This is a genomic window from Acinetobacter puyangensis, assembly GCF_900096995.1.
In the GTDB taxonomy this organism is placed as follows: Bacteria; Pseudomonadota; Gammaproteobacteria; order Pseudomonadales; family Moraxellaceae; genus Acinetobacter; species Acinetobacter puyangensis.
The window spans coordinates 107,764-119,800 of the sequence record NZ_OANT01000007.1; the positions used below are offsets into that span (position 1 = coordinate 107,764).

The window sequence follows — 12,037 nt, forward strand, 5'->3', positions numbered from 1 at the left end:
AAAAATGTCAATATCTTACTGAAATACTAGGATTTTTTAATTTTGTGATAGAGTTGACAAACAATAAAAACAAGCATTGTATCTTTTTGTAAAGCCCCTTATGTTAAGTTCATTATCAATAACTTATCAGCATTCTTATGGCTTTGGATCGTACCACCTCTCAAATCTTATATGATGATGGGCAACATAAATGTATTGCGTTTACCAGTCTGGTTAAAGGTGAGGGTGTACAGGCCAATCAATTTCTGATTATTCACGACAAACATGCCGCAGTGCTCGATCCAGGTGGTGACTTGACGTATACCCCACTGACATTGGAATTGAGTAAATATGTGCGGCTTAGCCAACTGGATTATGTAATTGCTTCCCATCAGGATCCTGACATTATTACCTCTATGCCAAGATGGTTGGTCTATACTCAGGCAAAAGTGGTGTCTTCCAAATTATGGGCACGTTTTCTACCACATTTAAACTCGGCATTCACCAGTGATCGTATTCAGGGCGGCTGGCTGGAACGTCTGATTGAATTACCGGATGAAGGCGGCATTATTCATTTAGGTGATAGTGTGATTAAAGCTGTGCCTGCCCATTTTTTACATTCGGTGGGTAATTTCCAGTTTTATGATCCAATTGCCAAGATTCTATTTTCTGGTGATATGGGCGCATCAATTGTATCGGACGCCAATGCTCCAATTACCGATTTTGAAGCGCATACGCACAAAATGCGTGCTTTTCACCAGCGTTATATGTGTTCAAACCGAGTGATCCGGTTCTGGGTTAATATGGTACGGGAAATGGATATTGAAATGATTGTGCCGCAGCATGGCACACCTTTTATTGGCAAAGACATGATCAATGAGTTTCTGAACTGGATTGAGCGACTGGAATGCGGCATTGATCTGTTTAATCAGAATTCCTATCGTTGTCCGAATTAATTCTGAATAGATGCTAAGCTTTACTTTAAAAATCATGGGTTGGTCTGTGTGAATGCGCAGATCAGCCTATTTTTATTAAAATAAACATGGTATAAAAATGCGTCTGACTGTGATGAAGATAACAAGATTTTTGTGCTGATGTCATTTATGTAAAAATAAGCACAAGAAAAAATGAAATTTAGTGTGAAATTTGTTTATAATAGCGCACGGAAATTACCAGTGAGATTGTTATGCTGACCATCGTTCAAGAAGCGTTGACCTTCGATGATGTCTTGTTACTCCCTGCCTATTCTACAGTTCTTCCAAAAGATGTCTCCTTAAAGACACGCCTGACTCGTGGCATTCAACTTAATATCCCTCTAGTTTCAGCAGCCATGGACACCGTGACTGAATCACGTATGGCGATTGCCATGGCGCAAAATGGCGGTATCGGTATTTTACATAAAAATATGGATATTGCTGCACAGGCTGGCGAAGTGCGCCGCGTGAAAAAATTTGAAGCCGGAATGGTCAAAGATCCAATTACGGTGTCGCCACAAACTTCGGTGCGTGAACTGATTGAAATCACCAAGGCCAATAATATTAGTGGTGTGCCTGTAGTTGAACATGGCAAAGTAGTCGGGATCGTCACCGGTCGTGATACACGCTTTGTGACCAATCTGGAACAGCCTGTCCGCAACGTGATGACACCGCAAGAGCGTCTGGTGACAGTGAAAGAAGGCGAATCGAAAGAAAATATTCAGGCCTTGTTGCAAAAACACCGTATTGAGAAAGTGCTGGTGGTGGATGATCAGCAAAATCTAAAAGGTTTGATTACTGTCACAGACTTTCGTAAAGCCGAACTTTATCCAAATTCTTGTAAAGACGAATTAGGTCGGTTACGTGTCGGTGCCGCAGTCGGTACCGGGACTGAAACCCCTGCACGTGTTGAAGCGCTTGTTGAAGCAGGTGCTGATGTGATCGTGGTGGATACTGCGCATGGGCATTCTGCTGGTGTGATTGAACGTGTACGCTGGGTCAAACAAAACTTCCCGCAAGTTCAGGTCATTGGTGGAAATATTGCAACGGGTGATGCTGCGTTGGCATTGCTTGATGCCGGTGCCGATGCCGTTAAAGTCGGTATTGGTCCGGGTTCGATCTGTACCACACGTATTGTTGCAGGGATTGGTGTTCCACAAATTTCTGCAATTGATAATGTTGCCAATGCCCTAAAAGAGCAGATTCCTTTAATCGCAGATGGTGGTATTCGTTATTCTGGTGATATGGCAAAAGCCATTGCTGCTGGTGCAAGTACCATTATGGTTGGTTCCTTGATGGCTGGTACAGAAGAAGCACCGGGCGAAGTAGAATTTTTCCAAGGCCGTTATTACAAAGCGTATCGTGGTATGGGTTCACTGGGTGCGATGTCGGGTACGACAGGTTCATCTGACCGTTATTTCCAAGATGCCAAAGCTGGCGTGGAAAAACTGGTGCCGGAAGGAATCGAAGGTCGTGTACCGTATAAAGGACCGATGGGCAATATCGTGCATCAAATGATTGGTGGCTTACGTTCTTCCATGGGCTATACCGGTTCTGCTGATATCGAAGCCATGCGTAAAAATACCCAGTTTGTTAAAATTACTGCTGCGGGTATGAAAGAGTCTCATGTACATGATGTGACCATTACCAAAGAAGCACCGAATTATCGTGTAGGCTAATTAATGGCAACTAAAGCATAAAATAAATCAACAGCTGTCCATGATGGATGGCTGTTTTTTATTGTAGAATGAAAAGATTCGACAATATTGTAATTTGATACAGAGAACATAATATGAGTTATTTTGGTACCGATGGTATTCGCGGAAAATTTGGACAGAAACCCATCACGCCAGAATTTGCCCTCAAACTGGGATTTGCTGCGGGTAGTGTATTAAAACGTGTCTATCCCAAGAAAAAACCGATTGTGGTTTTAGGTAAAGATACCCGTCTATCCGGTTATATTCTGGAATCGGCTTTACAGGCAGGTTTGAATTCCGCCGGTGTTTATGTGCATTTACTGGGGCCGTTGCCAACACCTGCAATTGCGCATTTAACCCGTGCCTTACATGCCAATGCTGGGATTGTCATTTCCGCTTCACACAATCCATATTTCGATAATGGCATTAAGTTTTTCTCCAGTGAAGGGAAAAAACTACCTGATGAATTACAAGAAGCGATTAATGCCGAATTAGAAAAAGATATTGTCATTCATGAGCCTGACCAACTCGGTAAAAGTTTCAGGGTTGATGACGCACAAGGGCGTTATATTGAATTTTGTAAATCCACTTTTCCCTATCATTTAAATTTACAGGACTATACCATTGTCGTGGATTGTGCCAATGGTGCAGCTTATAATGTTGGTCCTGCGGTTTTTCGTGAACTAGGGGCAAAAGTTATTACGATTTTTGATACCCCGAATGGTCTTAATATTAATGATGGCTGTGGTTCGACCCATCCCGAAAATTTACAAAAAGCCGTGATCAGACATCAGGCCGATCTTGGCATTGCCTTTGATGGTGATGCAGATCGTGTGGTGTTAGTGGATAAACATGGCAAATTGATTGATGGCGACCATATCCTGTATATCCTTGCCACCAAAGCTCGAAAGAAACCTGCCGGAATCGCAGGTACCTTAATGACCAATATGGCATTGGAGCTTGCGCTGGCGCAAGCAGATGTACCTTTTGTCCGTGCCAAAGTTGGTGATCGTTATGTATTACAAGCTTTAGAAGAAAATGGCTGGCTGCTTGGCGGCGAACCCTCAGGGCATATCTTGACACTGGATAAAAGCACCACAGGGGATGCCATCATTTCTGCCTTACAGGTATTGCGTGTGATGGTTGAAAAACAACTGGCGCTGGATGAATTGGTGGCAGATTTTAAATTATTCCCACAAGTGCTTGAAAATGTTCGACTGGAACATATGATCGACCCGTATGCAGATGCCTTACTGGTTGACGAATTTGCCAAAGCAGAACAGCAGTTGAAAGGTCGTGGACGGTTGCTGATTCGTAAATCTGGTACAGAACCTGTGATCCGGGTGATGGTAGAAGGTGATCAGTTTGAAGAAGTACAGAAGTTGGCAAAACATCTTGCCAGTGTTATTCGCCAAAGTGCTGTAATTTCTGAAGAATAAAAGGATAAAATCATGAGTGATGTGATCAAAGATTTAAGTGAATTACGATTAAATTATCAACGTGCCGAACTGCATGAAGATCAGATAGCGACACATCCTCATACACAGTTCTTAAACTGGTTTAATCTGGCATTAACCACCAATTTACCAGAACCCTATGCCATGTCGGTTGCGACTGCCAGTGCAACAGGGGTGCCGCATGTGCGTACTTTATTATTGCGTGGCGCTACCGAACAGGGTTATGACTTTTATAGTAATTACGACAGTTTAAAAGGTCATGATCTGGCACAGAATCCTCAGGCACAATTATTGTTTTACTGGGCAGGGTTGGAACAACAGGTGCGTATTTCCGGACGAGTTGAAAAAATTTCGCTGGAAGAATCGACAGATTATTATCATAAACGACCGCATGATAGCCAGATTGCAGCGCACGTCAGTACCCCGCAAAGTGGTGTGATTGAAAGCCGTGAAGCGTTGCAGCAACGTTTTGATGCGACCTTTGCACAACTTCAACATACTCATCCATTACCCAAACCGGATTTTTGGGGTGGCTATCGCTTGATCCCGGACTATTATGAATTCTGGCAAGGTCGTCCGAATCGCTTGCATGACCGCATTAGCTATACGCAACAAGATGGTCAGTGGATCATTCAACGTTTGATGCCTTGATCTAATATTTTGATGATTTCTATGCTTTTACAGCAGCGCCCATTACAACAGCCGCTTGAACAATTTGGCTATTTGCAATCGGATACACTGGCAAGGATTTTATCGGCACGTAATGTCGCAGCCGATCAATTGGCTTTACAGCTAAAATCCTTGTTAAGCCCTGATTTATTGGGGCTGCAAAAGGCCGTAGCGCTCATTGATCAGGCAATTGATGAACGCAAACAGATTTTAATTGTCGGTGATTACGATGCGGATGGTGCAACCAGTACTGCACTGATGATATTGGCATTGCGGGATATGGGCGCACAAGTCAACTATATCGTGCCGGATCGTTTTAAATATGGTTATGGCTTAACGCCAGCAATTGCAGAGCTTGCCTATCAGCGCTATCAACCCGATTTACTGATCACGGTGGATAATGGAATTTCCAGTCATGCCGGTGTGGAAACATGCCATGCCTTGGGGATGCAGGTCATTATCACTGACCACCATTTAACCACCAAAGCCACACCACCGGCAGAAGCCGTGGTCAATCCCAATCAATTGGGTTGTCATTTTGCCAGCAAATCACTGGCGGGTGTCGGCGTAGCCTTTTATGTTCTGGCTCGTCTGGCCACCTTACGGCAGCAACAGGGTAAATCCACGACCAAACTCAGCCAATATCTGGATTTGGTTGCACTAGGTACAGTGGCAGATGTCGCAAAACTGGATTTTAATAATCGTATTCTGGTGCAGGCAGGGCTGGAAAAAATTCGTTGTGGACAATGCCGTGCGGGTATTTTGGCACTGCTTGAGATTGCAGGAAAGAACCCTGCCCAATTACAGGCACAGGATTTTGGCTTTGTATTGGGGCCACGGATTAATGCCGCAGGGCGTATGGACAGTATGCAAATCGGCATTGAATGTTTACTGGCACCCGATTTAACTACGGCTTATCCGATTGCCTATCAACTGGATCGATTGAATGTTGAACGGCGACAGGTTGAGCAAAGCATGCGTGAGCAGGCATTTGGATATTTGACTGAGCTACAGCTTGAACAGGAACGCATTCCCGAAGCATTGGTTTTATTTGAACCGGAATGGCATCAGGGCGTGATTGGTATTGTCGCGGGCCGTTTAAAAGAACATTACCATCGACCCAGCATTGTTTTTGCGCTGGATGAAGATGGACAGCATTTAAAAGGATCAGCCCGTTCTATTGAAGGTATTCATATTCGCGATAGCATTGAGGCAGTGGCACAGCAGCATCCACATTTGGTTAAGTTTTTTGGTGGACATGCTGCAGCCGCAGGCTTAACCATTGAACAGCAATATTTTGATGCGTTTAAAACCCATTTTACTGCATTCATCGCACAGCATCATCCTGACGTTTTTACCGCCAGACTCTGGACAGATGGTGCTTTACAGGTTAAGGATTTTAGTCTGGATTTTCTTGCGCAGTTAGAACAGCTTGGTCCTTGGGGGCAAGGATTTGAAGCACCAGTTTTTGAAGGTGTTTTTAATGTTGACGAGTTTCAGTGGCTTAAGGAACAGCATTTAAAACTCAAGTTAAAGCTCGATGATGGACGTTTATTGGACGCGATTGGTTTTAATTTTCGAGAGAAAGTGCAAACACATATCGGTGAAAAAGTGCATCTGGCGTTTAGTCTGGAAAAAAACGAATTTCGGGGGAAAACTCATTTACAAATGAGAATACTTTATTTGAAAGTACTTGATTCTTTGTGATTAAAAAATATACATGACATAAATTGTCAGAAATGGAAAAAATTAAGCTATTTTAAACATTTTATAATACATTATTTAAACCATAAATTAAGTTTAAATATAATCATTAATAAAAATAAAGAGTTATAATAATATTTGTAGGTTTTATATTTAAGTGATTGAAATATATATAAATTTTTTATTTTTAAATATGAATTATGAAGAAAATATGGATTGCGATGCTATATCCGTGGATAATGAATATTTTATCAATATTATGAATAAAAAATATGAATAAAAGCTTGTGTCTATTGAAAAGTGTGATAGAGTGCGCATATTAATTGGGCGGTAGGTGAATTAAATCTACTGTACAAAAGAGAAAAAGCAATGTTGTCTATAAAACGATTGCTTTTTGGGTTTCATCATTTTTTAGGTTCATATATGAAAAACTTAATTACCGCAACGCTATTGGCAACAACTGGATTATTTGCTGGACAAAGTTTCGCTGCTGATAAAACTGCATCGACAAATTTCCAAGTGAAAATTCAGGTTTTATCAACCTGTGAAATTAATGCAACAGATATTGATTTCGGTTCGGTAAATAGTAATACAGCAGTCGCAGATAAAACTGGTAATTTAAATGTCACTTGTACCAATCTAACCCCTTACAGTGTAGGCTTAAAAGGTAGTGGTAAAATGACACATCAGACAGATGGTACTGCCACTATTGACTATCAGTTATTTAAGGCTTCTGGTGATACTGCGCAATGGGACAATGATAACAATCAATATTCTGCATCAGGTACAGGTGCTGTGCAAACCATTCCGGTTCTTGCCAAAGTATCTGGTTCAACCAATGTGCGAGCTGGTAACTATGCCGATACAGTAACAGCTACTGTCACTTACTAATTTTTGTTATCTTAAAGATATTCTTATTTTAAAAGGGTATCACCATGAAAAATATGCCAAATTTATCTCATTTTCGCAACATTTTTGCTATAGGGATGTTGGCATCTACTTTATTCGTGGCACAGGCGCATGCTGCAAGTTTGCAGGTTGCGCCTATTTTATTGGAATTTAGCCCTCAGGAAAAAGTCAAGGAACTTTGGCTGACCAATACTGGCAATGACAGTATTCGGGCACAAGTAAGAGTAAATGCATGGACACAAACCAATCATCAGGATGTTTTAACGACATCTAAAGATCTGATTGCCAGTCCGATGGTTTTGACTATTCCCGCTGGACAACGCCAACTGGTTCGTTTAATTCGTAATATACCAACGACGAATACTTCAGAACAGGCTTATCGTTTAATTGTAGATGAGTTACCTGATCCGCAGAATACAGCACAAAGCGGGTTACAATTATTACTCAAATATTCAATTCCTGTATTTTTTACTGTTTCTACTACCGGTGATTCTGAGCAAGGTATTACTTCGCTTAAAGAAATGAAATTTAGTTATACCGCATCCAAGTTAATGGCGACCAATCACTCTAATCATTACAAACGCTTTAGCCAACTATCCTATATTGATGCTCAAGGCAAGAAGACGCCAATTCAAATGGGATTGGTCGGCTATGTGCTAAGTGGGCAGACCATGCAGTGGGATATACCCAAACAAATCAATGTGGGTGCCGGTGGTCAATTTGTGGCAGTGGTCAATATGGATGTAAACGCACAAAGTTTACCTTTATCCCCTTAAAATAGAGAGATCTATAAGGAGCTGCTGGTCATTGAAGGTTCGCATATGCCACCTGCTTTTTGCAGGCCTGATGGTGGTGACACCTATTACGATTGCGCAAACTTTGAATATTTCTTCTGAAAAAGACAATATGCTGCAACAGGAATTATATCTGGATGTGGTTTTAAACCAGTCTCCTCAAGCGCAAATCGGGCATTTTATACAACTAGATCAACAGTTATTGATTGATGTTGCCAGTTTGGAAGCATTTTCAATTCATAGCACAACGCCAGCAATCATGATTGAGCAAACAGCTTATGTCCCATTGCAGCAAATTCCGGGTTTAAGTTATCAATATGATGATCTGAATCAAAAGATTTCCATGCAAGTGCCGGTAGAATTGCTGGTAAATCAAAATCTTTATGGTTATAAAAAACAGCTTGCGGTTACCCTCAATCCACAACAGCAAAAGACAGGTGCATTAGTGAACTATACTGTTTTTGCACAGCAAAATGATGAGACATTCTCTGTCAATGGTTGGAATGAGCTGCGTGTGTTCGGTTTACTGGGCGGGATATTAAGTGTTTCGGGTAACTATCAATATACAGATCATGCTTTTGAAGATAGTCAGATTTTGGACAGTTATTGGGAAAAAGATTTTCCAGATAAAATGCTTCGTCTGCGTTTGGGAGATACTCAAAGTCATGCTTTATCCTGGACACGCTCTACACGTTTAAGTGGTTTGAGCTTATCCAAGAATTTTGCATTACAGCCTTATACTGTTACTACGCCTTTGTTGAATTTTAAGGGGCAAGTGGTTTTACCTTCGCAAGTTGATTTGATGATTAATGGCATTAAGCAGTCTTCCCAGAATGTGGTGCCAGGCCAATTTGAGATTCAAACAGTACCGAGTATCACAGGTGCTGGGAATGCTCAGATGTTGATCACCGATATTAATGGACAGCAGCAAGTGCTTAATTTTTCATTATATCGAAGTAATAATTTACTGGCTCAGGGACTCAGCGATTGGTCATTCAATCTCGGCTATCCAAAACTGAATTATGGTGTTTCATCGTTTGATTATGCTGATGATCCTGCATTTAGTGGCAGTTATCGTTATGGCATATCCAATACACTGACACTGGAAACCCATGCAGAAATGACCAAAGGTTTACAACAGGGCGGGCTTGGTAGCGCATATCAATTGGGCAGGCGAGCGGGAATGATTCATTTGTCTTATGCCTATAGTCATACATCAGATCAAAATGGGCAGTTATTAGGATTTGGATATAGTTGGAACTCTCCTAAAATCAGTCTGAATTATAATGGATTGAGACAATTTGGAGCATTTAATGATATTGCCAGTCTCAATGATGCAAGTTTTGTCCGTAATTCTGATCAATTTTATCTGGGATTTAATACGAAAATTGGTCAGTTTGGCAGCAGTTATATTCAACAGAATTATGCCGATGAGCAAAAAAATAAATTTGTATTGCTCAACTGGTCGTATGTTTTGCCTCGACATATGAATCTTAATTTGAGTTACAGTCGCGATTTAATCAATCAGCAGAATAGTTATTATTTATCACTTAATTTCCCGTGGGCAAAACGTAATTCAGCTACTGCAACTGTACAGCGTAATAATCAGAATAACCAATTGGGTCTCAATGTGTTACATGCTGTTGATCAGGATCAAGGTGGTTTAGGTTGGCAGGCAAGAGCAAATCATACCGATCAATATACATTATTTCAGGGACAACTGGATTATTTGGGGACGTATGGATTGGCTCAGTTAAATGTGCAACATACGCAATCCGATCAATATCATAATACCAATGCCTATGCTTCTATTAACGGTGGACTGGTCATTTTGAAAGATGCGCTTTTACCCACTCGCTTAAGTAATGGCTCATTTGCGATTGTCTCCACTGGTCAAGTGGCCGATGTGCCGGTTCGTCTGGAGAATCGATTAATTGGGCAGACTAACCGTAAAGGCTACTTGTTGCTGGATCACCTGAATCCATATCAACATAATAGTGTGGCAATCGATGCGCTGGATCTGCCAATTGATCTAAAAATTGAAACTACACAACAAGATGCTGTACCACGTCAGGCCAGCGGTGTCTTCATTCACTTTCCAATTTATAAAGTAAAGTCTGTTCAAATGCAGGTGGTCGATCAACAAGGACAAAATCTAGCAGTAGGCAGTCTTGTCTGGGATTCATTATCAGCAATGCAACAGCAACAATCTCCCAAAACAATTGTTGCACATGATGGTATTGTATATTTGGATGATGTTCAGACCAATCACTTATATATTGGTCAACACAATACACAATGTCAGGTCAATCTTCCCGATATTTCCAAACTTGAGGGTTTTAAAGACTTAGGACCGGTGATATGTCAATAAATTTGTATAAAAGTAAGATAAATCATCATCGTTTTATTGGACGATATATTTTTACAGCACTTTTATTTATGTGTTGCAGCCTTTTTTATTCTTCTGCACATGCGGAAAGTTGCTGGATTAGTGGGGGTAACTTAAGCTTTGGCACAGTCAATGCGCAGGGTTCATCAACTGTATCGACTGATATTACGGTGAATTGTAATTCTAATTGGAGCCAGCCTATTGCCTATAAAATGTGTTTGGTTGTCGATAGTATAGATCCTGCGGGACAAGATCCCCGTTCCATGATTAGTTATGATACTTATCCAGCTCCTCTTTTAAATTATAATTTATATTATGACGTTGCTAAAACCCGGAAAGTTCCTAGCACCAGTAATCAAAGTACGGCACAATGTCAATCTTTTCAAGTGTCTTCAAATTCTGGTAATCCAACGACCTTAATAAAAATGTATGGTCAGGTCTTGTCGGGGCAAAATGTATCGGCAGGCTATTACAAAACCAATAATATGTCGCTCAAACTGCTGTATGCCTCTCGCTACGGTACAGAGTTTCCTACAGATTTAGAGGCATTAGCAAGTCAAAACAGTGCAAATAATTATCTATTGGTTAATGCTAACTATGAAAATAGCTGTCTAATTGTTTCTGCTACGGATATTGATTTTGGCACAGTAGATCGTTTAACGGCACCACGTTATCAGTCTGGTACTATTCAATTGGCTTGTCCGACAGGAACCAACTGGAAAGTTAGTCTGGATAATGGAATAAATGCATCAGGTACTCAAAGGCGCATGAAAAATGCACAGGGTAGTTATCTTGACTATGCGTTATATCAGGATGCCAGCCGGTCAATATTGTGGCAGGGCAATACGCAATATTCTTTTTCCAATCAAACGATACCTGTATATGGTGCAATCCCAGCGCAAGATATCAATAGTGTTGGACAATATTCCGATACTATTACCGTTACTTTGACTTATTAATGGCTGAAATTGAATTAATAGGTAATGGTTGCAGTGACTTTATCCGAATATTCACCAGCAGGAACATTGGTATCCGGAACTTGTCCCCAGATGGTGATGTTTTGAGGTTGCCCAGTGCCTTTTTGAGAAAAGCGGTTTTCTGCAATACTACCCCATTCCTTGGAAAGGGTGGCGTCCTGATAGAGTCGATAGGGAATTTGTAACGAGGCATCATTATTGTTTTTCATGGTACCATCACTGTTTAGAGCAATATTATAAGGTGTCCCATTGGTACAGGATACGTTTAAATTTCCCGTCGCCTGAACATTTTGTGTCGTACGTGACACTGTGCCAAAATCGATATCTGGCGAAGAACCTGTCCCGATATCACAGGTCTCGTTAACATGCATCTTGACCTGAAATTGACTGGTTTCATTATTGGTCATGGTATATGCAGAGACTGAAATAATGGCGATAATCGCAAGTGAATATTTAATAACTTTCATTGATTACCTCCATGATATAGC

The 12,037-nt window shown here is 41.0% G+C and carries 10 protein-coding genes; 9 read left to right on the plus strand and 1 reads right to left on the minus strand.

The window, feature by feature from the left end; genetic code table 11:
• The first annotated feature begins 137 nt into the window (after positions 1-137).
• From CRO21_RS13035 to CRO21_RS13075, 9 genes are all read left to right on the plus strand, one after another.
• Positions 138-935 (plus strand): oxygen-binding di-iron domain-containing protein, encoded by a 798-nt coding sequence (locus tag CRO21_RS13035; protein WP_097079752.1) that lies wholly within the window; start codon positions 138-140, stop codon positions 933-935.
• Positions 936-1,165: 230 nt separating this feature from the next.
• Positions 1,166-2,632, plus strand: coding sequence for an IMP dehydrogenase (gene guaB / locus CRO21_RS13040; RefSeq protein WP_097079753.1), 1,467 nt, complete (start codon positions 1,166-1,168; stop codon positions 2,630-2,632).
• Between the two features lie 113 nt (positions 2,633-2,745).
• Positions 2,746-4,089 (plus strand): phosphoglucosamine mutase, encoded by a 1,344-nt coding sequence (gene glmM, locus CRO21_RS13045; protein ID WP_097079754.1) that lies wholly within the window; start codon positions 2,746-2,748, stop codon positions 4,087-4,089.
• Between the two features lie 12 nt (positions 4,090-4,101).
• Positions 4,102-4,758, plus strand: coding sequence for a pyridoxamine 5'-phosphate oxidase (gene pdxH, locus CRO21_RS13050; protein ID WP_097079755.1), 657 nt, complete (start codon positions 4,102-4,104; stop codon positions 4,756-4,758).
• A 12-nt stretch (positions 4,759-4,770) separates the two neighbouring features.
• Positions 4,771-6,483 carry a single-stranded-DNA-specific exonuclease RecJ gene (gene recJ, locus CRO21_RS13055; RefSeq protein ID WP_097079756.1) on the plus strand — a complete coding sequence of 571 codons (1,713 nt, stop codon included), beginning with the start codon at positions 4,771-4,773 and terminating at the stop codon, positions 6,481-6,483.
• Positions 6,484-6,903: 420 nt separating this feature from the next.
• The gene (locus CRO21_RS13060) at positions 6,904-7,371 is read left to right on the plus strand and encodes a Csu type fimbrial protein (RefSeq protein WP_171294050.1); all 468 of its coding nucleotides are present in this window, start codon (positions 6,904-6,906) and stop codon (positions 7,369-7,371) included.
• A gap of 44 nt (positions 7,372-7,415) precedes the next feature.
• Positions 7,416-8,165, plus strand: a complete 750-nt coding sequence (locus CRO21_RS13065) for a fimbrial biogenesis chaperone (RefSeq protein WP_228150448.1) — start codon at positions 7,416-7,418, stop codon at positions 8,163-8,165.
• A 31-nt stretch (positions 8,166-8,196) separates the two neighbouring features.
• Entirely contained in the window at positions 8,197-10,554 is a 2,358-nt protein-coding gene (locus CRO21_RS13070; protein WP_141398136.1) for a fimbria/pilus outer membrane usher protein, read from the plus strand.
• Positions 10,545-11,531 carry a Csu type fimbrial protein gene (locus CRO21_RS13075; protein ID WP_097079759.1) on the plus strand — a complete coding sequence of 329 codons (987 nt, stop codon included), beginning with the start codon at positions 10,545-10,547 and terminating at the stop codon, positions 11,529-11,531. The genes CRO21_RS13070 and CRO21_RS13075 overlap by 10 nt, the downstream gene beginning before the upstream one ends.
• 14 nt (positions 11,532-11,545) lie before the next feature.
• On the opposite strand, the gene CRO21_RS13080 is transcribed toward CRO21_RS13075, so the two are convergent.
• Entirely contained in the window at positions 11,546-12,016 is a 471-nt protein-coding gene (locus CRO21_RS13080) for a Csu type fimbrial protein (RefSeq protein WP_097079760.1), read from the minus strand.
• Positions 12,017-12,037: the final 21 nt, after the last annotated feature.

What these genes read in the sequence shown, in the direction of transcription:
- CRO21_RS13035 (WP_097079752.1), top strand. Translation starts at nt 138, where the DNA reads ATGGCTTTGGATCGTACCACCTCTCAAATCTTATATGATGATGGGCAA.
- guaB (WP_097079753.1), top strand. Translation starts at nt 1,166, where the DNA reads ATGCTGACCATCGTTCAAGAAGCGTTGACCTTCGATGATGTCTTGTTA.
- glmM (WP_097079754.1), top strand. Translation starts at nt 2,746, where the DNA reads ATGAGTTATTTTGGTACCGATGGTATTCGCGGAAAATTTGGACAGAAA.
- pdxH (WP_097079755.1), top strand. Translation starts at nt 4,102, where the DNA reads ATGAGTGATGTGATCAAAGATTTAAGTGAATTACGATTAAATTATCAA.
- recJ (WP_097079756.1), top strand. Translation starts at nt 4,771, where the DNA reads ATGATTTCTATGCTTTTACAGCAGCGCCCATTACAACAGCCGCTTGAA.
- CRO21_RS13060 (WP_171294050.1), top strand. Translation starts at nt 6,904, where the DNA reads ATGAAAAACTTAATTACCGCAACGCTATTGGCAACAACTGGATTATTT.
- CRO21_RS13065 (WP_228150448.1), top strand. Translation starts at nt 7,416, where the DNA reads ATGAAAAATATGCCAAATTTATCTCATTTTCGCAACATTTTTGCTATA.
- CRO21_RS13075 (WP_097079759.1), top strand. Translation starts at nt 10,545, where the DNA reads ATGTCAATAAATTTGTATAAAAGTAAGATAAATCATCATCGTTTTATT.
- CRO21_RS13080 (WP_097079760.1), bottom strand. Translation starts at nt 12,016, where the DNA reads ATGAAAGTTATTAAATATTCACTTGCGATTATCGCCATTATTTCAGTC.